Here is a 22,944-nt window from a genome sequence, read left to right as displayed (position 1 = left end):
GCATCTATTTTCCGAAATGGCTTGTTTTGGCTGATCTTCAAACTTTTATTATTCGTGTGCGGTTTCGTTACAGTTGCAGGTATTTCCTGAAAATCGGGAGCGATTCGCTTATGGAATAAGGGAACAATTTGCACATTTTTTTCCAAACTTATTGGCACTAAAAATCGAGAAATCAAATTCCAGGGAAGCCGGAATGGTCTGGGAGCATAGTACACTGCAACGATTTTTCATTGGATTGCTAATAGGCTATTTGCATTTATTTTGATCCTAATCCTGGCATACACCCGATTTACAATTTCTTAAAGGCAGAGCCTGCATTACACTCTGGTCAGTACAATCAGAATTTTCGGGTCCTTTTGCATGGCATTCATTATCGGCCTGGCTACCGCCTTGCCTGGCGGAATAACTGTAACTACAGGAATCAATTTGTCATTAATCACACTGCAACCCTCAACGGGGATGGACCCTGGATGATTTGCTTCCATTTGGACGCTTAATTATAAGGAGGGAACAACAGAGAAGGCCATGACTGCAACTGAACAAATTAGACATGCCATTCAGTTGATCATTTTAGTAGTTCCTGATGTTTTGCCTATTATATAAAGTCGAAATCAACAAAAACAAGTTTTAAGTTTAAGTTCAACAAATAACCTGGAATAGAAATGGCGGAACAGGTGCAGTAAGCAGTTTGTATTATTTATTTGGAAAAAAAGTGTAAATTATTCATGGGTGCCATACCGGTTCCCTGCATTACGTTTTATCAGATTAGCTTTTAATATATGCCCCTTCAAAGTGCGCAAAAATTGCCTTTCTGCAAATACCCTAAATCAATTGACATTGGCGAACACGGTCTTCAGGCTCTTCCTGCGGAATTGCCAATTATTTCTTTGGATGCAGTTCAACCATACCGCAGCACACTATATACAATAAAGAGTACCGAAACACTTAACAGTACTCAATTCCTGGAACTAACAAAGGTAATCGCCAGGTCATTTTCAATTAATGAACCTATGGCAAAGCATCTGCAACCACCAAAAGCATGCCCGGCAGAAGTTATAGGAAAAGTGCATAAAGATTCATTGGGTGAAGACCTGTTCGGTGAATGGACAAAAGAAAACATCCTGTTTTGGGTATTCCGCTTATTCATCATTACTAATCCTGCAAGCCGGCTGCATGATATTTCTGTGAATGCGCATGTCATCAAACATTCATTAGCGGTTTTCAATAACGCCGGAGAAATTATCGGAGGCGCCATAAATATAAATCTATCACTGCCTGAAACAGAGCAACCGATACGATCGAACGATCCTTTTATAAATGCCGTATTACCCTTTTTCGAGCCTGTCTATCAGTTACTAAGCTTACAAATAAATCTTTCCCTTGGCGCCCTGCGCAGTGCTTATCCGGCCTTCAGGATAGCGCTTGCGGATAATAAAGTGGCTGACCTGAATTTGATCGCCCGGTCACCATCACTCGCCAAAGAAGACACTTTCGAATTAGTTGCTGAAACAGCAGAACGATACCAGCAATCAGGTTTTGAATACCTGGTCATATCTGCAGCCAATCAATGGACTGGTGCAGCCTGCGAAATACTAGGCGGAGTAAGGGTCCATTTTTCACCGTACCGACATTCAAAACTGGTTCATGAAAGCTCAGAAGCTTTAGAAGGAATTGCGTCAAGTACAGATGGTTATATTTCGGGGAAAGATAGCGGATCTATGTTGTATATAATTCGATTACAATAATAAATAAACATGAAAGAAAACCAACCGGTAACCAGTGGATTAAAAAAAGTGCTTGGATTTCCATCCTTATTAATAATATCCATTGGCCTTGTAGTTTCCCAATCTTCAGTAGTATCAATTATTCAGGGAGCTGGTATTGGTGGTGGTTCATTTTTATTTGCTATACTGATTGCCTACGTTCTTACACTTTGCTATATAGCTACTTATTCCGAATTGGCTTTGATGATGCCCAAAGCTGGAAGTATTAGCACCTATACCTCGGTTTCAATAGGGCATTTCCCTGCAATAATAGCTGCAATTGCGGCTAATTTAGCGCCAGCTGTCTTTGCTGGGCCCGCTGAATTACTGTTATTACAACACGTACTTGATAGTGTTGCCCCGGTTTCTTTTCCTCATATCGCATTACTGTTGTTGCTCTTATTAACCTTGTTAAATATCCTGGGCATTGATTTATTTGCTTCCATTCAATCTGTTATTACCTACACAATGTTGGTAACCCTATTTGTAATTGGATTTACCGGGTTAAATCCTGCAATTGTAAATGGAGCAACACCGGCACAGATATGGGTAGGGTTTATTCATGCGGGTAGCCCGGTTTTTTCCCTGGTGGTGATTTCCCTGTGGGCATTTTTGTCTTTCGAATTAATCTGTCCATTGATTGAAGAAACAAAGCAGCCTGAAAAAAATATTCCCAAAGCAATGTTTATGGCTAGCCTTGTGATGTTTATAGGATATAATTTGCTGGCATTTACGGCATTAAGACAGGTGCCTGTTGAGCAACTGGTTAATACAGATATCCCTCACGTAGTCCTGGCCCAGGCACTTTTTGGAAACCCAGGTAAAATTATTGCTGCGGTATTAGCGATTACTACGACTACTGGTCTAATTAATGCAGTGCTAGCGGCCGTTCCCAGGGTCCTCTATGGCATGGCACACCACAAACACCTGCCACCAGTTTTCATGAAACTGCATCCAAAGTGGAAAACACCGTGGTTCGGAATTCTATTTCTTTCAGCACTAATCATAGTACCACTATTACTTTTTGGAAACAATCCGGATTTCTTATTGCTACTGTTGATTTCGTCAGCTTCCTGCTGGCTGGTAACCTATATCATAGCCCACATTAATGTGATGGTATTGCGTAAAAGATACCCATTATTTAACCGGCCATTCAAATCGCCGTTTTATCCCCTGCCCCAGGTTATTGGAATATTGAGCATGGGATATGCCATATACAACAATGCACCTACTGCTGAATTAACCTGGAAAGTTTATCTGAATTCAGGCATCTTTTTAGGTATTTCTGCCACGTATGCATTTTTTTGGGTGCGATATAAAATGAAAAAAGGATTACTTGATCCTGAACCAATTGAACAGGCCCTTAAAGATTAGGAAATAAGCACAAAAAACGGCAACCTTAACATTTAGAAAGCCTAAATAAACTACTGAAAATGACCACATTAAAAAAAATTATTCTACCCATTTTGCTTGCCACAATCTGGATTAGTATTTCCGAATTTGCCAGGAATGAGTTTTTTGTAAAGTCTTATTGGACCAGGCACTACGTAAAACTCGGACTGGTTTTTCCAGCTGAACCAATTAATGGTGCAATTTGGGGACTTTGGTCATTTTTGTTTGCCATTGTAATTTTTATTATAGCCAGGAAATTCACGTTACTGGAAACCACCCTTCTTTCCTGGTTTGCAGGTTTTGTTCTCATGTGGGTTGTGCTTGGAAATATGGGTGTCCTGCCAAAAGGCATATTATATATAGCCATCCCGCTCAGTTTGCTGGAAGCATTTATCGCCAGCTTTATCATTAAAAAATTTTCCGGCACCCCAACACCAACCAGTACGCTTTAAAATCGGCGCTGGCCTGTTTTTACAATTAACCCAATGATTTTACCCCCTTGTGTATTATTAAGTGATATACGTTACTAAATACCGAAAATGTCTATATTAGGCAAACTTCCTGCACGCATGAAATATTCCCTGTTCCTCCTTCTAGGTTTATCCATAGCGACCACTGTTATAAGCCAGCAACATAAACCCACTATATACGACCCGCGTGACCTTTTCCCGGCCAACCCGATCATTCCCCCGGGAAATGCCTACCGCAGTGCTACAGGCGAACCTGGAGAGTCCTATTGGCAAAACCGTGCAAGTTATACCATCAACGCTTCATTGGATGACAAGCAAAACACCATTACTGGTTCTGAAACAATTACCTTTACAAATAACAGTCCGCACGCCCTGCCCTACTTATGGCTTCAGCTGGACCAGAATGCCTTCCGGCCGCATTCCCGTGGGTTGGATGCCAAATTATTCCTGGACAGTAACGATATAAAAAGGAGCAATATACCTGCTTACGGTTATATAATTAATGGGGTTGAAATCATCAATTCTGCAACTAATCCTTCAAAAAAGACTTTGGCCACCTACAAGGTGGAAGACACCCGTATGCAGGTCTTCTTACCCCAGCCTTTGGCTAAGGGGAAGTCTGTCAGCTTCCAGGTAAAATACAATTACCGCATCCCGGAAAACTTCTATAACGCCGATTTTAATGTAAACAGGACGGATATCCTGCCCACAAAAGATGGCCCTATTTATTCGATTGCACAATGGTACCCCCGCATGTGCGTGTTAGATGATGTCGAGGGCTGGAATACACTTCCTTACCTGGGCAACGGTGAGTTTTACCTGGAATATGGTGATTTCAATGTTAACCTCACCCTGCCATCAGCTTATATCGTAGTGGCATCCGGGGAATTATTAAATCCGCAGGAAGTGATGACACCACTTCAACTGAAAAGATGGAACCAGGCGAAGCACAGTGAACAAAAAGTATTTATCCGCACGCCGGATGAAGTGACCAACAATTCCTCACGGCCGCAGAAGTCCACCTGCACCTGGAAATTTTCGCTCAGGAACGCCCGCGATTTTGCATGGGGAGCCTCCAAATCCTTTGTGATGGAAGGCATCAATATCAACCTGCCTGCAGGCAAAAAAGCAATGGGCATTTCGGTTTACCCGGTGGCTTCTAAACAACCCCAGAGTTGGGACAGGTCAAGCGAATATATCAAATTCAGCATAGAATATTTTTCGGATAAATGGTATCCCTACCCTTATCCCTGCGCAGTTAATGTGGCCTCAAATCTGGATGGCATGGAATACCCCGGCATTGTATTTTGTTCCGCAAAAGATACAGGCAATAATTATTTCAAGGTAGTGAAACATGAACTGGGACATACCTGGTTCCCTATGATCGTTGGTAGCAATGAACGCAAATATGCCTGGATGGATGAAGGCTTTAATGTCTTTATTGATTATATAGCAGATGGCCAATTCAACAAAGGGGAATTTAAAGGATATACAGCCGACGAACTTCCCTACGATCAGTACTTCACAGACAGCCTGACACCTATCATAACCCGCCCCGATGCATTAAAAGGCAGCTTCATGGTTTTTACAACACAATACCTGAAAACTGCTTATGTTTTGCGATTGCTAAGGGAGCAGGTTGTGGGTGAAGAACGCTTTGATTATGCCCTCAAAAAATACATCCGCGACTGGGCTTATAAACACCCCACACCTTGGGATTTTTTCCGGAGCATAAATAATACTACCGGCGAAGACCTCACCTGGTTCTGGAAAGCCATGTTTATTGAAAATTACAAGCTCGACCAGGCTGTTACCCGCTTAAGCTATATCGACAATACCCCATCTAAGGGCGCCAATATATACCTCGCCAACCTGGAAAAAGCTGCCATGCCAATGACCGTTGAAGTCACCACCACCAGCGGCATAAAACAGGTGTATAAATTACCGGTAGAAATCTGGGAAAATGATCATGAGTATATTTTAAAAACAAATACCACTGAGAGCATCCAGAGCATTATCATTGACCCGAATAAAGTTTTCCCTGATGTTAACCGCGACAATAACAATTTTTCCTACAAATCGCTGAAATGAACCAGGGTTTAATTATTCATGCGAAAGAAAATTATACATCAGGGTAAAAATCAAACCGCCTGCTGATATTAATCAATATTCAGGGTGCTATTATCTTTTATTTTTAGAAAAAAAATGAAACGGTTAGAAAATAAAGTGGCTATTGTTACGGGCGCAGCTTCCGGACTTGGAAAGGCAATTACATTGCTCTATACGGCAGAAGGTGCTAAAGTTGTGGCAGCAGATATTAATGAAATCGCCCTGGGTTCATTGAAAGATGAAGTGATGGCAAAAAGCGGCACAATAACTACTGTTATTGCAAACATGGCTAAAGAGGAGGATATCGAAAACATGGTCAAAGTTGCTGTGGCTTCGTATGGAACAGTGGATATCCTGGTGAACAATGCCGGCATTATGGATGATTTTAGTCCGGCTTCAGATGTGACTGACCAGATGTGGGATCGTGTAATGGCCATAAACCTTAACGGCCCATTTAAAGCTATGCGAAGCGTTTTAAAAATAATGCTGGAACAAAAATCCGGTGTTATTGTCAATATTGCATCTATAGGCGGTTTGCAGGGAGCAAGGGCTGGTGCAGCATATACAGCCAGTAAACATGCACTAATCGGGCTAACAAAAAACACTGGTTACGTTTATGCCAAATCGGGCATCCGTTGTAATGCCATAGCGCCAGGGGCAATGGAAACCAATATAGGGGCTACCATAGATTTCACTAAAATTTCTCCATTGGCTAATGAAAGGATAATGCCCGGTATGGCTTTAAACCCCAGGAGTTCCAATCCATCGGAAGTTGCCAGTGTTGCACTCTTCCTGGCATCGGATGAAGCCAGTTTTATTAACGGCACTGTGGTAACTGCTGATGGTGGATGGACAGCCTATTAATAATTCAGCGATTTCCTTAACAGCTCAATAGAAAAAAGCCATCTCCCCGCCAGTTGTACTACTACCCGATAAATCATTGCTTTTTTGCATCCTGAAAATATTATTGCATACTGTATTTTCTATTAAACCAGTTTTTAATCAACTGGGTAAGCATAACGTAGCAGATTAAAATGCCTGCGAGCCATACCCAATACAATAAGGGTAATTGAACAAATCCAAGGGTATCGGCTAGTGGTGAAACCGTAAGCCATGCACCGACCGCAACAATGACCAAAGATGTCAGCATTAGTGGCCAACTTGCGCGGCTCTGTATAAAAGGAATCTTGTTGGTACGGATCACATGAATGATCAGGGTTTGCGTAAACAACGATTCAACAAACCATCCCGTATGGAATAGTGCCGGGTTATTTTTGCAATCGAAGAAATGCCAGAGAATAAAGAAAGTCACGTAATCAAAAACAGAGCTGATCGGACCGACAAATAAAATAAAGCGCTGTATCTCATTAATAGCCCACTTTCGCGGTTTGATCAACCAGTCTGCATCAACATTGTCTGTTGGAATAGTAGTTTGTGAAAAATCGTACAACAGGTTATTGGTTAACACCTGGATGGGAAGCATTGGCAAATAGGGTAAAAATGCACTCGCGCCAACCACACTGAACATATTGCCAAAATTGGAACTTGCCGCCATCTTAACATACTTGATGATATTCCCAAACACCCTTCGCCCCTCTGCCACTCCCTGTTCCAATACGAGCAGGCTGTTTTCCAGGAGGATAATATCAGAAGACTCTTTTGCAATATCAACAGCACTGTCAACCGAGATCCCCACATCCGCCACTTTTAAAGCAGGTGCATCATTAATTCCGTCACCCATAAAACCGGTAACATGCCCATTTTTTTTAAGGGCCTGGATAATCCGCTGCTTGTGAACTGGCACCAGCCTTGCAAACACACTATATTTATTTACTGCTTCTGCCAATTCGCCATCATCCATTTTTTCAATTTGCGCACCCAGCAACAAACGGTCCTCTACCAGCACGCCCACTTTTTTACAGATATATGCTGTTATGATTTCGTTATCACCGGTAAGTATCTTGACATCAACTTTAAGTGAGGCAAGACGTTTAAGTGCTTCGGTTGCAGAATCTTTTGGAGGATCTAAAAAACAAAGGAAACCAAGTAATACCATGTCCGACTCATCTTTTACGGTATAGACCGGTTCATCAGGTGCTCCTTCCATAGTTTTATATGCCAATGCTACAACCCTGAAACCCTGTCCGTTCAACCACCTTACTTTCTCCACACATTTCAGGTGTTGATTTTGTGACATATCCTCAACAACACCATTGATCTCCACCTTGCTGCAAAGCTCCATTACCCCTTCTACTGCCCCCTTACAGATCAGGATATTTAATCCTTGCTTATCCTCCAAAATAACGGACATGCGTTTCCGGATAAAATCAAAAGGGATTTCATCAATTTTATTGTATTTCTCCTTCACACCCAATCCCTCTTCAAGCTCTTCGTGGTCCAGTATCGCCTTATCCATCAGGTTCTTTAAACCCGTCTGGTAATAGCTGTTCAGAAACCCGAAATCGAGGGTTTTCTTGCTGGGTTCACCGTAAGGATCGATATGTAGTTCCAGCACAATCTTTCCTTGGGTAAGCGTGCCGGTTTTATCGGTACAGAGCACATCCATCGCCCCGAAATTCTGGATCGCATTCAGTCTTTTAACAATCACTTTCTTGCGTGACATGGAAATGGCTCCCTTGGATAAGTTCACGGTTACGATCATGGGAAGCATTTCGGGAGTTAGTCCAACTGCCACTGCAAGTGCGAAAAGGAACGCTTCAAGCCAGTTATGCCTGCTGAACCCATTGATAAGGAATACCGCAGGCACCATGACCATAATAAACCGGATCATTAACCAGGTAAATTTGTTGATCCCAATATCGAAACTGGTTGACTCCTGCTGACCGACAATTTCTGATGCAAGAGCACCAAAGCTGGTTTTATCTCCCGTATTTACCACCATCGCAGTGGCAGTTCCACTTTCAACATTGGAGCCCAGGAAGCAGATATAGTCCAATTCCAGCGGGTTTTCGATTTCTGAAGAAGACGGATTGGATTTCTTTTCAACCGCCAGGGATTCTCCGGTTAGCGAAGACTGGTTTATAAAAAGGTCTTTGGCACTAAGTACCCTTACATCAGCCGGCACCATATCACCAGATCCCAATCGTACAGTATCACCCGGGACCAGCATTTTCAGCGGTATTTCAATATCCTTTCCATTCCTGCATACTGTTGCATGCGTACTAACCATGGCCTTCAACTTTTCAGCGGCCTTATCTGCCCTGTTTTCCTGGATATACCTCAACACAATCCCTAAAATGACCATAATGAATATGACCACTGTTGACCGGATATCGCCGGTCAGAAATGAAACAATACCTAAAGCTGCCAGGAGAATTACCAAAGGGTTTTTAATATTGTTCCGGATACGCTGAATTGGCGATAACGGTTTTTCGCTGGCAATTTCATTAAAGCCATATTTAATTAACCGGCGCTTTGCTTCTTCTTCAGTGAGCCCCCCGGGTATGAAGCCAACTGCCGATTGCATCTCGGGAAGGCTAAGTCCCAGGATTTTTTTGTCGGCATCAGATTGTTGTAGAAGGTCCATCTGTTAAAATAATGACTAGCCTTAAAATTTGCTGCCAGCATTGCTTTTTAAAAATAGTATTAAATAGCCTGATTGCTTCCCTTTTCTACGCCTGGAAATAGATTATCTGGTATGCTCAGTCATATTATTTCAGAATAACCCATTACATTTTTTACTTTCAGGTTATAGTATTTAATATGAAACCGGCCATTATCCTTTTCGCTGTTATTTTCCTTGGAGGCTTTTCGTCCTGCAAATCCCAGCAAAAAACAACTCAGCCAAAAACGGCCGGGGATACTGCCTACACTTATCGCCCCGCTTCCCGGGATGGGATCGGGAAGTTTTATATGGGCCGTGAAATAGCGCAGGTAATGGGCGCTGCAGGCAGCGACTGGCTCGAAAGGGATACCCGCAATATGGAAGAAAACACCTCATTGTCGATCGAAAAAATTACAGTGCCACCCAATGGGGTCATTGCAGATATTGGCGCCGGAACAGGCTATTACAGTTTCAGGCTAACAGCCAAAGTGCCTGCCGGGAAAGTATATGCAGTGGATATCCAGGAGGAGCTGATCAGCTATCTTAAAAACAAAAAAAAGGAATTGCGCGACAGCATAGTTGAAGTGGTGAAGAGTAGCCGTAAATCACCCAACCTTCCGGACAATAGTGTTGACCTCGCTATTATGGTGGATGTTTACCATGAACTTGAATTCCCGCAGGAAATGTTGCAGGCCATTCGAAAATGCTTAAAACCCGATGGGAAAATCCTGCTGATTGAATACCGGCTTGAAGATCCGGCAATACCCATAAAGGAACTACATAAAACCAGCGTGGCACAATTGAACAGGGAATTGAACAGGAACGGCTTTATTTTAAATTATAAAGGGGAATTTTTACCTATCCAGCATTTTCTATTGTATGGGAAAAAATAGGGATTGATGCACTTATTTTTAGCGGTGTCACTTTAAAGCATTGCTATACTTAAATTTTTAAACACAGCATTGCCATCGGTTGTAAATAAGCCCCAGTTCCCTTCTTTTAAATTATATGCCCTGAAGTTCATTGCAATGATATTGTTGACATAAACCACACCTTTATTGCCATCTATAAATACCTGCATTTCGACAGGGACACCAGGTGTGAGTATTATTTCACGGTCCAGCTCAGCCTGGTGGGTCATTTGGTCTCTGGGCCACATATCAAACACCAGCCTGTTCTTCCGGGGTTCCAGCCTGATATAATAAGTGTCATTAAAATCCTCGCTGCACCGCAAAAGAATACCACATTCCCTGGTATTTTTCTCAAAGGAAATGCTGGCTGAAATTTTACAGGTAGCTGGCATTTTCCCGCCACTGGCAGCTGCAAAACTGCCAGGTGCTTTAATGGTCACTTCCCCATTATGGGTGCTATAGTTCCCTGCACCGGTAGCAAATGAATGTTCCAATTTATTGGAAAAAGCTTTTGTTACTGTATCAGGAACGCGTACCGCCAATTCACCATTTTTTTGCTGCACAATTTTATGCACAACAAGGTTTCCGCCCCACTCCCATCCACCATTGTCTTTACTTTCACTTCGTGTTGGGTTCCATCCAAAAATATAACGATCCTTACCGTCTGTTGCCGTCTTCGCTGCATAAAAGGCATGCCCGTCAAAACTGTCCCTTTCAGGTGCAAGCCATGGGCCGTGCATAGAACGGCTCATCCGATATCTTGTGCGGGTCAAATCTGTGAATTCAGAAAATACGAGGTACCACCAGTCGCCCATTTTAAATAAATCAGGACATTCATGGGTGTAATACAAACCAGGCGTGTAGAATGGTTCTTTCACTTCCCATTTAATAAGGTCTTTTGAAGCGCATAGACCGGTTAATCCCCTTCGCCTTGGAATACCTTTTTTGAACCTTGCAGCGAGCAGCATATTGAATTCATTTGCCTCCTCATTCCAGAATACAAAAGGATCGCGCCAGTCATGTGGCTCGTACTTATCAGCAGGTGCAAAAAAAGTATGTTCCGGGATCTTTGTCCATTTTACCATATCGTTGCTAACGGCATGCATTATCCCCTGTTCTGGTTTTCCCTTCTCCCGCATTTTGCCGTTATGGCCAGTATAGAAAATATGGTATTGCCCATTAGCCTTAATAACCGAACCTGTAAATACATACAGGTCCTGTTCTTCAGCAGTTCCACGGGGAAGCATTTCCCCATGTTCCGTAAAATGCACGAAGTCTTTGGTAGAGATCCTGTACCAGGGTGTGCCTTCACCATGCTTATCAGTATCCCTCCAGTCAAGCAGGTAAAACAAATGAAATTCCCCATTATCATAAAAAGGGATAAAATCTGCGGCCCAGGCCCCGACAGGTTTATAAAAAAAATCCCGGGTACCGTCTTCCACAGCCTTATGTAACCGCTTTTCAGGTGTTACGGCAGAATTTGCCTGGACAAATACAGTACTGGACAAAAAGGGAAGCAAACCTGTAGCCTTGATAAATTTCCTTCTTTTCATAAATACAATTTAATTGACGATAACACCTTAATCCACCAGCTGTTTTTCCAGTTCTTCCAATGAAATACCTTTAGTTTCCGGCACTTTCCTGATTATCCATATTAATTGCAGTACCATCATAAAGGCAAAGAAGGCAAAAATCGGGTAAGGATTATCACCAAATATGCCATTGTCCTTATCCAGGAATAAAGGGGTGATTAAGGTGATCATTGCAGCAAAAACCCAATGCACGCTGGCCCCGAATGATTGCCCGAAAGCCCGTATTGTATTGGGAAATATCTCAGAAATAAAAACCCAGATCACCGTACCCTGGCCAACAGAATGTGAAGCTATAAACAGCAGAAGGGAAAACATAAGGATACTGCTCCCCGCATGTGCATAGAAACTCCAGGCCACAGCAGTAAGGCTTATGATATATCCTATAGCGCCAATTAGCAGTAATTGCTTTCTACCGATCCTGTCAATAAAATACAAACCAACAAAAGTGAAGACCAGCAGGGTACCACCAATAGCAATGGAATTTGCCAGTGATTCCTTTGAAGCGATGCCTGCACTTTCCAATATTTCAGGGGCATAGTATAAAATAAAATTGATACCCGACCATTGGTTGAAAAAGGCGACGAAGAAGGCAAGCCACAATACCGCTTTGTATTTACTGCTAAAGAAATGTTCGTTATTACCGGATCCTTTGATCTCATTATTTGCAGCAATGATGCTGTTGATCTCTTCATCAGGATTATCAGCCCCGGCCTGAATCAGTATTTCCTTTGCAGACTTCAGGTCATTTTTCGCACTGATCAGCCAGCGGGGACTTTCAGAAACCCCAAATACCATAATGGTATACAATAATGAAGGTATGGCCATTACGCCAAGCATCCAGCGCCAGTCATTTGCACCATCAAAACCTTTCAGCAGGTAGTTTGAGAAAAAGGCGATCAATATGCCAAATACGATATTGAACTGGTACATACCCACAAGGCGCCCCCTTGTTTTTGCAGTAGATATTTCAGAAATATAAGTAGGTGCTGCTACAGAAGACACACCAATACCCAGCCCACCCAGGAACCTGAATATTGAAAAAAGGTAAGGATCCTGCGCTAATGCCGAACCGAGAGCAGAAACACTGAATAAAATACCAACCCATAATAACACTTTTTTACGGCCATATTTCTCTGTAGGGATGCCGCCGAACAGGGCTCCCACTACGGTACCCCAAAGGGCCATAGACATTATAAAGAAGCCATGAAACAGAGGGGAAGTATGCCACAACTCTTTTATAGGCAGGTTGGCGCCTGATATAACTACGGTATCAAATCCAAATATAAATCCGGCCAGGGCGGCCACAACAGACCATAGCAGTAATTTTCGTTTATTCATTGCAAGTATCGTTTTGGTAAAGTGGGATAACTCCTATTAAAATCGCAATTAATTCCCACATGTACAAAAGTCTTTTCCACTTCAGGCGGTCATTGCAATAAATATTGTAAAATAATTTCCTGCGTTTTATTATTTATCGATGAACAAGATTTCCAAGGCCGATGTTTACAGACATTGCAGGATAACTATTCCTAACGGCATGATTATATTTATACATATCCGTGCTTTCTAATTTAAACCGGAATGCCACGGCCATTTCATTCGCCTTTTTTTCATTTCTTTTTGATGCTGAAAACAAGACAATACCACCGGTAATAGCAGCGGCACCACCAATCATCAGGGCAATACCAACTTCATGACCAGGGTAATAACTGGTTGTGGATTCTGCCCCGTACGAAATTATGCCTCCAACAACCGCCAGACCTCCACCAGCTGTTAAAATAATGGCCCAGGTTTTCTGGTTTTTACTTTTAGCCAGGTAATCCTGCTTTGTCAATTGTTGCCCAAATACTGAAATGCCAAACAAAATCACCCCTATAGTTAAAAGAATATTTTTCATTATAAACAGATTTACTGGTAATAAATATAAAACATCACTCTTATCTGTACTATGACGGGCAATAACACCCGAACTGATCTATATCAGGATTTCACCAAATTGTAAGACAGAAACCAAGCCCTGGCCATCAAACAATACATATGGATGAACACATTTCAAGGCAGCTGAAATTACCTGGTATGATACTGTTACGCAACTTCAGGAAAACCTGGTTACAGCAGAGTTGGCTTCAGTTGGCCTGACCATGGCATTTTCCCTTTTAGTTGTTATTTATGGACTTAGGGGAGGTAAGACTACAGGAACCTTTTAACCAGTTCTTCCCATTCTTCTTCCAAACTGTTCTCCGGGAATTTTTCCCCGGCTTTATGGTACCAATAATTGGCATTCCACTGATCACCTTCTACGCGGTGCAGGTAGGCATGTAATAATGCGGCATCTTTTCCGGGTTCGTCCTGGATCAGTTCATGCGCCTTATGCCAGTTACCAGCTCCTGCATACCAAAGTGTTTCCAGGTAAATGCTTAGTGAAACTGGCAGCTTTTTTTTATTGACCGAGGAGATAAATTCTACGCTATCCATTTGCATATAAAATTAGGCTAAATAAAATACTATAATGAGATTACATAAACTTCTTACCCTGGTTATACAGGCCATGTTGGACTATTAAAGTTGGCAGGTTTTCTGTTAATCCTATACTGCTTTTATTGGCACTGAAATTATATATGGCAGTGGGTAAAATTAAGACAATCAATGTTCCAAAAAAATCCTGCGTTAATCGTTGGTTAATGCTTTCTGCACTATTTAAACAGGCAGCAATTTTGCAATACCAAGATCGGCCATATTTTCAAACAATAAGAAATCAAACACAATGAAAAAGTTACTCCTTGTATTTACTATGCTTACTGGCTTATTCAGCTTCACTTTTGCTCAAACGCCTGCTGTTACTGCAACACATGAGGTAAAGCCTGCAACTACAAAAGCTGCAGAACCAAAAGCTGCAGCGACAAAAGCGCCTGCTGCCAAACCAGCCGAAAAACCTTCTGCTGCTGCCGGTAGCACTCCAAGCACTGGTGTTGTCCTGAAGAAAGATGGCACCCCGGATAAGCGGTATAAAAATTCACAGGAACCAGCGGGACCCGTTAAAAAAGATGGCACACCTGATAAACGGTATAAAGCCAACAAAAAACAATAAGCCGAACCGGACATACTGCCGGGTTCCCAAAATTGACTAAGCGCTGCAAATGCAGCGCTTTTTTTGTACATATAATCAAAAATATTTTTGATTTTCATACGTTCAAGATATATTGTCAAATAAATTAATATTCAGGAAGGCCTAAACCTGAAGCATAAACAAAAGCAGGCATAATAAAACTTCACTATGAAAAAATTATTTATGGCATCGTTAGCCATTACTACACTCGCTTTGTCCATTGGATTATTCCAGATTACAAGCTGTACAAAAGCTTTGGCGGATCCACCAAATTCATGTCCGGTTGCTAAATATCCGGTCACAGGACTTTGGGAAGGCACCTACCAGACTGACCAGGTCACTCACAACCCTACATATATCAGTTTCATCATCTTCCCGGATGGCACTTTTATGAAAAGGACTAAAGTAGTAGGGGCAAATGGGGAATATGGACTTACCAAAGGAAGATGGACCATCACAGGTAATATCCTTGAATATAAAGACACAACAATATTATATAGTGGCGGAATAGTTGTTAATCAGGGACAATTGACATATGATAGTTCAGGTGTACTAACGGGTGGAAGATGGCAGGACGTGAGTGGACAATCATATACAGGTACCTACCAAACCATGAATAGAAATAATTAGTTTTCTTACATAATTCAAGGATGAATAAGTCCTTCCCTTAATAAGAGAGGGACTTATTCATTATATTCAATACTGAAAATTAAACCACCACAATAACATGCGAATCATCGGCCGCATTGTACTGGGCCTGTTTCTGCTGCTGGCAGGCATTGGGCACCTCAGCTGGTCCCGAACAGAATTCTTTGCGCAGGTTCCCAAATGGTTGCCACTGAACGCAAACCTGGTGGTAATCCTGTCCGGCATTGTTGAGATCACCCTTGGCGTAGCATTAATTACCCTTCCGAAACTAAAAATTAAACTGGGCTGGATAGTGGCCGCTTTCTTTGTACTTGTTTTTCCAGGCAATATCGCCCAATACACCAACCACACTCCTGCATTTGGATTGGATACAGATCATGCCCGCGCGATTCGCCTCCTGTTTCAACCGGTATTGGTCATCTGGGCATTATGGTGCACCGACGCATGGCGGGAGTGGCGGAAAAACCGATAGAACCATAATTATAAACTACATCCTACGCAACCATGCAAAGGCTGATCACCTCTATCCTGCTACTCGCCAGTATTACAACATGGGGCCAAACATTCAATGTCGCTAAACTTGATAGCTTTCTTAGTGCTTTAGCCAATCAGGACCTGGCAATGGGCAGCCTTGCCATTTCAAAAAATGGGAAAATTTTGTACCAGCGGGCAATAGGTTATGCTTTAATTGATGCCGGAAAAAAAATACCCGCTGACATCCATACAAAATACAGGATCGGATCTACCTCCAAAATGTTTACGGCAGTGATGATCTTCCAGCTCATGGAAGAAGGTAAACTTAACCTCAACCAAAAACTGGAGCAATATTTCCCGGACCTCCCCAATGCCAATAAAATCACCATCAGTAACCTGCTTAACCACAGGAGCGGCCTGCACGATTATACGCATGATACCAATTTCCCAGACTGGATGGATAAGCCCAAAACACATGAAGAAATGCTGGAGATTATAAAGGAAAAAGGATCAGACTTCGAACCTGGCACCCAGGTGGATTATTCTAACTCCAATTACCTCTTACTAAGTTATATCATTGAACACATATGCAGCATGCCATATGAACAGGCACTGAAGCAAAGAATAACCAAAAAAATCGGATTAACTGATACTTATTTTGGTCAACCTATTGATTACAGTAGAAACGAAAGCACTTCCTATAAATACGGTGATAAGACCTGGAAAAAAGAAAAGGAAACCGACCTTAGCATCCACAGCGGTGCGGGTTCGCTGGTGTCTACCCCAACGGACCTGGTAAAATTCATGGAAGCATTATTCACAGGCAAATTGATCAAAAAATCCAGCCTTGAAAAAATGCAAACCATAGTGGATGGCTATGGAATGGGAATGTTCCCTTTCGATCATGGCACGATAAAAGGCTTTGGACATAATGGCCGCATAGAAGAATTTTATTCCGCGCTCAGGTATTTTCCCGGTGATCAATTATCCTTTGCCTATTGCACGAATGGCATCGACTACCCAAGAATTGATATCATAGAGGGCATATTGAAAATCTGTTATAATGAAACATTTATTATACCGTTCTCCAGGAAAACAATTCTTGACAGCAATGAACTTAATAAATTGACAGGAATGTACGCAACCGATCAGCGCTCAATTATAGTGACCGTTACAAAGGAAGGTTTGAAAATATTTGCTGAAACGAAAGGAAAAAGATTTGAATTAGAAGAAGTAGCTAAAAACTATTTTATGCATTCCTCAACTGGTTATTTCTTCGATTTCCATCCCGAAAAGAACGAATTGCTGATCAAGGAAACCGATAATACCTATTATTTGAAAAGAGACAGGTAACTGGCCGTGATGCTCCTTCCACCTTGCATATATTTGTGTTTATGAAGACATCCATTTTTCTTTCCTTTTTATTGATGACATGTTTATTAACCAGATTAGCCAATGCCCAGGATATATACATTGATAAAAAAGGGAACGATAAATATCCCGGGACGAAAGACCAACCCCTGGCAACTTTGCAGGCAGCAAGGGAAAGGATCAGGAAATTTAAATCGCTTCATGACCTTCCCAAAGGCGGGATAACAGTATGGATCAATGAGGGTAATTATAACCAGGGGGCTTCCCTGGTGCTTGATGAAAAAGATAGTGGCCTTCCGGGTTGCCCAATCACCTGGACTACCATAAAGGGGGCGAAGGTTAATATTACAGGAGGAATAAACATTCCGGCTGGTAAATTCCGGCAGGTAAATTCAAAATCAATCCTGGACAGGCTAACCAAAGAGACCCGGAAGAATTTATGGCAAGTGAATTTAAACGAATCAGGCATCCATGATTATGGAAAGCACCAGCAATTCGGTCATGGATTACCGGTGGTTCCTGCACCATTGGAATTGTATTTCAATGACAACCCAATGGTTCTTGCAAGGTATCCGAATGATGGCTACCTGAAAATTGGGAAAGTTATTGATAAGGGATCCGTTCCCCGTATTGGCGACAAGTCAGGCAGGGGGGCAAAGTTCATGTATGAAGACCCAAGGCATTCAAAATGGGCCGGACAAAAAGACATCTGGCTGCAAGGAACATTTAATTATGGCTTCGCCGATGATTACATTCCAGTTGATACAATTGATCCTGTCAGGAATACCATTAAATTATCCAATCCCCATTTATATGGAGTTGCAAGTGGCAAAGACTTCCAGCATTATATCGCCACTAATATTCTTGATGAATTGGATGCACCTGGGGAGTGGTACCTGGACCGTAAGACTGGCATATTGTATTTCTGGCCTCCTGCAAACCTTCAAACAGCGAATATTACGGTATCTATGCTGGAAGATCCAATCATATCACTTGAAGGTGCCAGTTATATTACCCTGAATGGATTAACAGTTGAAACTGGCCGCGGTATTGGAATTTACATCGAAAGGGGTAACAACAATTTAATTACCGGCTGTACCGTAAGGAATGTTGGCACCTCAGGTATTTTCATGGGCCAGGGAGCCACTCAATATGCTGATGACACTTCAATAGATGATTATGACGGCACACCAGTATCAAGGCAAATCGGAAGCCTCTCCAATCATTTATATACCTACACTTCCTGGGATCGTTTAGCGGGGCATGATCATGGAATTATCAGCTGTGATGTTTACAATACAGGTAGTGGAGGTATTTACCTGAGTGGGGGAAGTAAACGTAAACTAATTAAAGGGAATAATTATGTGGACAATTGCAAAATACATGATTACAACCGGCGCAATAAGAATTCATGGTCGGGTATTAATGTAGATGGCTGTGGCAACAAAATCTCACATTGTGAGATCTATAATTCTGACTGGCAGGCCATTTTCGTTCATGGCAATGATCATGTATTTGAATACAATAACATTCATGATGTTACATTAAATTCAGATGACACTTCCCCCTGGTATATAGGGCGGGACCCGAGCGACCGCGGTAATATTATCCGCTACAACTATTTCCATCATTGTGGCAATCCCAACAGGATGAATATGGGGATTTATTGTGATGACTCTTCCACGGACGTATATATTTTTGGCAATGTCTTTAATGATATGTCCACAAATCATGGCGTACTGTTCAGCAATACCGGGTGGGACCTGGTCATGAAAAACAATATTGTAGTAAACCCGATTTCATATACAGCTGCTATCTCTGCACATTACTATACCTGGGCCGCTAACGAAGTGGAAGAAATGTTTGGCAAGGATGGGCTACTCAGGAAAAGACTGACTCAAAATATCCGTTTCAATGAATCACCCTATGCCGAAAGATACCCTTCACTACTGCCTTATTTAGACACCATTGTTGCCGGAAAAGAATGGGCAGGCATGCGTTCCAGGGGAAATGCACTTATCCGGAATGTTATTGTAGGCGGTGCGGATAACCCGGTGAATTTAATGGGTGGGGAATATGCCACAATGAAGAGCGAACAGAATTTTGTAACAAAGGAAGATCCGGGTTTCGTTGATTTTAAAAATGGCAATTTTATGCTGAAGCCTGACGCCAAAGTATTTCAAATGATCCCGGGTTTTGAATTGGTCCCATTCGATAAGATGGGTTTATATAAGGATGAATATAGAAACTAGGGGTACCTTTGGCTATATAACATGCTGTAAGTATTTGTTCTACCGGATAAATCTTAGCGTTTAAAAAATCTTACATAGGTTATACCGGGCATCTTGTGGCGGACTCATTATATCTTTTGCCTTACAAGCGACCGTTAAATGACTCGCTGCGGTAATGCCAGGTTAAGTAACATTCGCAACAAATGCACCTGGATTAACCAACCCCGTTTTCGCTGCAACAGGAAAGCGGATCCGCAAGCTGCCTGTTTATACCTAAGAGAAGCTGTTTCATTCAAATAAAATCACCTCATGCCTTTAAGCAACTTTGAACGGATGATTCAACTGGCAGATGAAGTTTTCGCCACAAAAAATGATCCAGACCAGCTTGATGTCAACCAGGATATAATAGAGCGGTTAAAAAAAATACATCCTGCAACAGTTTCAGAATATGATGATGGTAATGGCCCTGTTGCCTGGATTTTACTAATACCTACTACTCTGGAATTAATGGACAGGTTTCTTGCAAATAAAATTTCAGAAAAGGAGCTATTTGACCTTACACCACTTGACACAACTTATGAGGCGCTCTACCTTTGTTCAGCAATGGTTTTGGAAGAGTACCGCAGAAAAGGAATTGCAACAAACCTTATTCTTGGTGCAATAGAAAAAATCCGCAAAGACCATCCACTGAAAGCATTATTTGTATGGCCTTTCAGTAAAGAAGGGGATTCGGGTGCTGAATCCATTGCACACCTTACTTCACTACCCTTATATAGGCGGGGAGAGCCAAAATAAGCGATTTCCTGGCGCCATTTTTTTCTTCAATATGTCGTTTTTGTACCACCAGAATTCTTTGCATTTGAATGAACTTTAAGAAACAATAGCGCAAAAGCCATATTGTATACCATTCACCATTAAACTTTTTTTATGCAAAGAATTATTCCCGTATTTCCAAAACGACTGGGCTATTCCATGTGCATAGCCTGTTGTGCCATATTACTTTTCTCCTGCCAGAAAAACGATCAGCTGCTAATTAAGGATTCTATTTCAAAGGGCCTCTCACAGAACCTTAATAATGGCTGGACCTCTCCTGATTTAGTTATGGCCTGGAACCTTGAAATTCAGAAAGCTTATACATTTCCAGTGAATGTTGGTGTTTCGCCCCCGCTTGTTTCAAGGCTTTTCGCCATGTACCATGTGGCTATGCACGATGCCCTCAACTGCATCAAACCAAAATTTGAAACTTACGCTTACCACCAGGTCGATAAAGATGCAGATCCGGATGCGGCTGTTTCGCAGGCGGTATACGAAGTTTTAAAAGTTGTCGGTCCACAGGGAGCAGGTTTTGCACCATTCGAAAACCTGTTGGCTGGTTCACTTGCAGCAATCCCAGACGGGGATGCTAAAACTAAAGGTATTGCACTTGGTAAGGCGGTTGCACAGGCCGTACTGGCAAAACGCAGCGCAGATATCCCTTATATACCGATGGTAGGTTTTAATCCAACTCCCGCCTCAGGTGTTAATCCAGGTGAATTCAGTTATTTCCCGCCGCTAAATACCTATGCCCTTGCAGGCTTTCACCTGCAACAACCCTGGATTATTAAAACCGCCAGCCAGTTTCTTCCCGGCCCGCCATACCCTGTTAACAGTGCCGCCTATGCCGCAGATTACAATGAGGTGAAAACGCTGGGACAGCTAAACAGTACAATTCGTACACCTGAACAAAAAGCAATCGGGTATTTCTGGGCTGAAAATTCATCCCGTGGATGGAATTCTGTTGCAAGGGACATTTTGGCACAAAGGCCAGCTAATAGCATGGATGCCTGGAAAACAGCCCGCTTACTGGCATTGTTGCACCTGGCTATTGCAGATGGCTATATTGCTGTATTTGATACTAAAATGCATTATTATTTCTGGCGGCCGATTTCAGCCATTCATTCGGGCGATAATGATAATAATCCAGCCACCGTGGGTGACCCAACCTGGCAATCGGAACTGGCAACTCCACCAGTTGGTGAATATTCTTCTGCACACGCTCTTACTGGTGCAGCAGCCGGGGAAGTCATTATAAGGTTCTTCAAAACTTCCCATTTGCCTTTTACCACTACCAGTGGCTACTGGCCCGGTACCCGTACTTACGACGATGTAAAATCGGCTATCTGGGAAAATGCGCTATCCAGGATTTATATAGGCTACCATTTCCGGAAAGCCATTACGGTAGGATCTGCTACCGGCATTAATATCGGCGATTATATTTTTGAAAATGGGTTGAAGGAAAAATAATATTTACCATTAATAAAAAAATTGCCCCGACCAGTTTAGGTTGGGGCTTTTTGTCAAAACCATGGTCATTAGTTACAGGTAAAACAACGGCTGCTGCTATTGAAATGATCCTGACCCCATTGCATGCAGGCTTATTTGGTTGAAAAACATATCAAACCCAAATCTAAGAACTCAACCGTCCAGGGTGAAGGCGCAGGACAACCCTGCACAAATATGTTGGTTTCCTGGTTCTTTGTGCATGTGCATAATATCACGACAATAGGAGTAAACAATAATGCGGATAATCAACTGGGGCTTGGCCTCCTCCTTCATCTATATTGCCACATAGTTTACTATTTCCCGGCAAGTTGCTGGAAAGCCTGGAACGGCCGCTCAATTGGCTTTTGAAAAGCAATCGCTTATGGCCAGGTCCCAGGAAGCAATATGCCCGGTTCTATGAGGGCTTGCAGTATTATTAAAGCGCTTTACTGGATTGTGATAATGCCAACTCAATCCGGATCCTGGCCAAGCCCAAAAAACAACACCCGGTAATCTTTATGGATATCAATATGCGGGCCCTATCCTGCTAAAGGGAAGGAACCTCCCATGATCAGTCTTCTGGAAGTTGAAAAAGGGTAAAAACACAACAATAATTTATCTTTAAGAAAACAACAAATAAAATGAAAAAGTTAATGCTGGTAATGCTGTCAGTGATTACAATCATGACATTTGTAGCCGTGCAAACCACCAGTGCACAGGACAAAAAACAACCATGGCCCGGGGTTACTGTTAAAGTCTTAACCGAAAATGACAAGGTTAAAATATCAGAAGCAACTTTTGCGCCGGGTGCCATTGCAGACTGGCATTCACATCCGCAACACACAGTTTATGCTATTACCGATATAAAAATAAAAGTGGAAATAAAAGATAAAGAAGCCAGTACGGTCGAAATGAAAGCGGGGCAGGCAATGTGGTCAGCAGCTGTAACGCATAAAATAACCAATGTTGGCAAAAAACCCCTTACAATGATTGTTACCGAAATAAAATAAC

At 42.2% G+C, this 22,944-nt stretch carries 19 protein-coding genes; 14 read left to right on the top strand and 5 right to left on the bottom strand.

Annotated features, from left to right (window positions below; translation table 11 throughout):
- Nucleotides 1–779: 779 nt before the first annotated feature.
- The 5 genes from LAQ65_RS00390 to LAQ65_RS00370 all read left to right on the top strand — a co-directional run bounded on the left by LAQ65_RS00390 (nt 780) and on the right by LAQ65_RS00370 (nt 6,598).
- A complete protein-coding gene (locus LAQ65_RS00390; RefSeq protein WP_224114944.1) occupies nt 780–1,745 on the top strand; it encodes a hypothetical protein in 966 nt (321 codons plus the stop codon).
- Between the two features lie 9 nt (nt 1,746–1,754).
- Nucleotides 1,755–3,137 carry an APC family permease gene (locus LAQ65_RS00385; RefSeq protein WP_224114943.1) on the top strand — a complete coding sequence of 461 codons (1,383 nt, stop codon included), beginning with the start codon at nt 1,755–1,757 and terminating at the stop codon, nt 3,135–3,137.
- Between the two features lie 59 nt (nt 3,138–3,196).
- Nucleotides 3,197–3,607 (top strand): hypothetical protein, encoded by a 411-nt coding sequence (locus LAQ65_RS00380; protein WP_224114942.1) that lies wholly within the window; start codon nt 3,197–3,199, stop codon nt 3,605–3,607.
- Between the two features lie 87 nt (nt 3,608–3,694).
- Nucleotides 3,695–5,716, top strand: a complete 2,022-nt coding sequence (locus LAQ65_RS00375; protein WP_224114941.1) for a M1 family metallopeptidase — start codon at nt 3,695–3,697, stop codon at nt 5,714–5,716.
- 114 nt (nt 5,717–5,830) lie between these two features.
- A complete protein-coding gene (locus LAQ65_RS00370) occupies nt 5,831–6,598 on the top strand; it encodes a glucose 1-dehydrogenase (protein WP_224114940.1) in 768 nt (255 codons plus the stop codon).
- Between the two features lie 100 nt (nt 6,599–6,698).
- Here LAQ65_RS00370 and mgtA read toward each other — a convergent pair whose 3' ends face one another.
- A complete protein-coding gene (mgtA, locus tag LAQ65_RS00365) occupies nt 6,699–9,281 on the bottom strand; it encodes a magnesium-translocating P-type ATPase (protein ID WP_224114939.1) in 2,583 nt (860 codons plus the stop codon).
- 176 nt (nt 9,282–9,457) lie between these two features.
- Here mgtA and LAQ65_RS00360 point away from each other — a divergent pair, with 176 nt between their 5' ends.
- Nucleotides 9,458–10,192, top strand: coding sequence for a class I SAM-dependent methyltransferase (locus LAQ65_RS00360; protein WP_224114938.1), 735 nt, complete (start codon nt 9,458–9,460; stop codon nt 10,190–10,192).
- 32 nt (nt 10,193–10,224) lie between these two features.
- Here the strand turns inward: LAQ65_RS00360 and LAQ65_RS00355 are convergent, their stop codons facing one another.
- From LAQ65_RS00355 to LAQ65_RS00340, 4 genes are all read right to left on the bottom strand, one after another.
- Nucleotides 10,225–11,763 carry a family 43 glycosylhydrolase gene (locus LAQ65_RS00355; protein WP_224114937.1) on the bottom strand — a complete coding sequence of 513 codons (1,539 nt, stop codon included), beginning with the start codon at nt 11,761–11,763 and terminating at the stop codon, nt 10,225–10,227.
- Between the two features lie 27 nt (nt 11,764–11,790).
- Entirely contained in the window at nt 11,791–13,140 is a 1,350-nt protein-coding gene (locus LAQ65_RS00350; protein ID WP_224114936.1) for a sugar porter family MFS transporter, read from the bottom strand.
- A 133-nt stretch (nt 13,141–13,273) separates the two neighbouring features.
- On the bottom strand, nt 13,274–13,699 hold the full coding sequence (locus tag LAQ65_RS00345) for a hypothetical protein (RefSeq protein ID WP_224114935.1): 426 nt from the start codon (nt 13,697–13,699) through the stop codon (nt 13,274–13,276).
- Nucleotides 13,700–13,992: 293 nt separating this feature from the next.
- Nucleotides 13,993–14,277, bottom strand: coding sequence for a hypothetical protein (locus LAQ65_RS00340; RefSeq protein ID WP_224114934.1), 285 nt, complete (start codon nt 14,275–14,277; stop codon nt 13,993–13,995).
- 289 nt (nt 14,278–14,566) lie between these two features.
- Here LAQ65_RS00340 and LAQ65_RS00335 point away from each other — a divergent pair, with 289 nt between their 5' ends.
- From LAQ65_RS00335 to LAQ65_RS00300, 8 genes are all read left to right on the top strand, one after another.
- Nucleotides 14,567–14,890, top strand: a complete 324-nt coding sequence (locus tag LAQ65_RS00335) for a hypothetical protein (protein ID WP_224114933.1) — start codon at nt 14,567–14,569, stop codon at nt 14,888–14,890.
- Between the two features lie 186 nt (nt 14,891–15,076).
- Nucleotides 15,077–15,538, top strand: a complete 462-nt coding sequence (locus LAQ65_RS00330; protein ID WP_224114932.1) for a hypothetical protein — start codon at nt 15,077–15,079, stop codon at nt 15,536–15,538.
- Nucleotides 15,539–15,635: 97 nt separating this feature from the next.
- Complete coding sequence (locus tag LAQ65_RS00325; RefSeq protein ID WP_224114931.1) at nt 15,636–16,028, top strand: DoxX family protein; 393 nt, start codon at nt 15,636–15,638, stop codon at nt 16,026–16,028.
- 32 nt (nt 16,029–16,060) lie between these two features.
- Nucleotides 16,061–17,383, top strand: coding sequence for a serine hydrolase domain-containing protein (locus tag LAQ65_RS00320; protein ID WP_224114930.1), 1,323 nt, complete (start codon nt 16,061–16,063; stop codon nt 17,381–17,383).
- Between the two features lie 41 nt (nt 17,384–17,424).
- Complete coding sequence (locus tag LAQ65_RS00315) at nt 17,425–19,653, top strand: right-handed parallel beta-helix repeat-containing protein (RefSeq protein WP_224114929.1); 2,229 nt, start codon at nt 17,425–17,427, stop codon at nt 19,651–19,653.
- Between the two features lie 288 nt (nt 19,654–19,941).
- Nucleotides 19,942–20,427 carry a GNAT family N-acetyltransferase gene (locus LAQ65_RS00310; RefSeq protein WP_224114928.1) on the top strand — a complete coding sequence of 162 codons (486 nt, stop codon included), beginning with the start codon at nt 19,942–19,944 and terminating at the stop codon, nt 20,425–20,427.
- Nucleotides 20,428–20,559: 132 nt separating this feature from the next.
- A complete protein-coding gene (locus tag LAQ65_RS00305; RefSeq protein WP_224114927.1) occupies nt 20,560–21,915 on the top strand; it encodes a vanadium-dependent haloperoxidase in 1,356 nt (451 codons plus the stop codon).
- Between the two features lie 659 nt (nt 21,916–22,574).
- Nucleotides 22,575–22,943, top strand: a complete 369-nt coding sequence (locus LAQ65_RS00300; RefSeq protein WP_224114926.1) for a cupin domain-containing protein — start codon at nt 22,575–22,577, stop codon at nt 22,941–22,943.
- The last annotated feature ends 1 nt before the right edge of the window (nt 22,944 follow it).

The sequence above is a fragment of the Flavihumibacter profundi genome (assembly GCF_020076305.1).
In the GTDB taxonomy this organism is placed as follows: domain Bacteria; phylum Bacteroidota; class Bacteroidia; order Chitinophagales; family Chitinophagaceae; genus Flavihumibacter; species Flavihumibacter profundi.
This window is presented reverse-complemented; position numbering and strand designations above follow the sequence as displayed.

Bases quoted from the DNA above. Each gene is read 5' to 3' on its own strand.
- LAQ65_RS00390 (WP_224114944.1), top strand. From the start codon at position 780: ATGCCCCTTCAAAGTGCGCAAAAATTGCCTTTCTGCAAATACCCTAAA.
- LAQ65_RS00385 (WP_224114943.1), top strand. From the start codon at position 1,755: ATGAAAGAAAACCAACCGGTAACCAGTGGATTAAAAAAAGTGCTTGGA.
- LAQ65_RS00380 (WP_224114942.1), top strand. From the start codon at position 3,197: ATGACCACATTAAAAAAAATTATTCTACCCATTTTGCTTGCCACAATC.
- LAQ65_RS00375 (WP_224114941.1), top strand. From the start codon at position 3,695: ATGTCTATATTAGGCAAACTTCCTGCACGCATGAAATATTCCCTGTTC.
- LAQ65_RS00370 (WP_224114940.1), top strand. From the start codon at position 5,831: ATGAAACGGTTAGAAAATAAAGTGGCTATTGTTACGGGCGCAGCTTCC.
- mgtA (WP_224114939.1), bottom strand. From the start codon at position 9,281: ATGGACCTTCTACAACAATCTGATGCCGACAAAAAAATCCTGGGACTT.
- LAQ65_RS00360 (WP_224114938.1), top strand. From the start codon at position 9,458: ATGAAACCGGCCATTATCCTTTTCGCTGTTATTTTCCTTGGAGGCTTT.
- LAQ65_RS00355 (WP_224114937.1), bottom strand. From the start codon at position 11,763: ATGAAAAGAAGGAAATTTATCAAGGCTACAGGTTTGCTTCCCTTTTTG.
- LAQ65_RS00350 (WP_224114936.1), bottom strand. From the start codon at position 13,140: ATGAATAAACGAAAATTACTGCTATGGTCTGTTGTGGCCGCCCTGGCC.
- LAQ65_RS00345 (WP_224114935.1), bottom strand. From the start codon at position 13,699: ATGAAAAATATTCTTTTAACTATAGGGGTGATTTTGTTTGGCATTTCA.
- LAQ65_RS00340 (WP_224114934.1), bottom strand. From the start codon at position 14,277: ATGGATAGCGTAGAATTTATCTCCTCGGTCAATAAAAAAAAGCTGCCA.
- LAQ65_RS00335 (WP_224114933.1), top strand. From the start codon at position 14,567: ATGAAAAAGTTACTCCTTGTATTTACTATGCTTACTGGCTTATTCAGC.
- LAQ65_RS00330 (WP_224114932.1), top strand. From the start codon at position 15,077: ATGAAAAAATTATTTATGGCATCGTTAGCCATTACTACACTCGCTTTG.
- LAQ65_RS00325 (WP_224114931.1), top strand. From the start codon at position 15,636: ATGCGAATCATCGGCCGCATTGTACTGGGCCTGTTTCTGCTGCTGGCA.
- LAQ65_RS00320 (WP_224114930.1), top strand. From the start codon at position 16,061: ATGCAAAGGCTGATCACCTCTATCCTGCTACTCGCCAGTATTACAACA.
- LAQ65_RS00315 (WP_224114929.1), top strand. From the start codon at position 17,425: ATGAAGACATCCATTTTTCTTTCCTTTTTATTGATGACATGTTTATTA.
- LAQ65_RS00310 (WP_224114928.1), top strand. From the start codon at position 19,942: ATGCCTTTAAGCAACTTTGAACGGATGATTCAACTGGCAGATGAAGTT.
- LAQ65_RS00305 (WP_224114927.1), top strand. From the start codon at position 20,560: ATGCAAAGAATTATTCCCGTATTTCCAAAACGACTGGGCTATTCCATG.
- LAQ65_RS00300 (WP_224114926.1), top strand. From the start codon at position 22,575: ATGAAAAAGTTAATGCTGGTAATGCTGTCAGTGATTACAATCATGACA.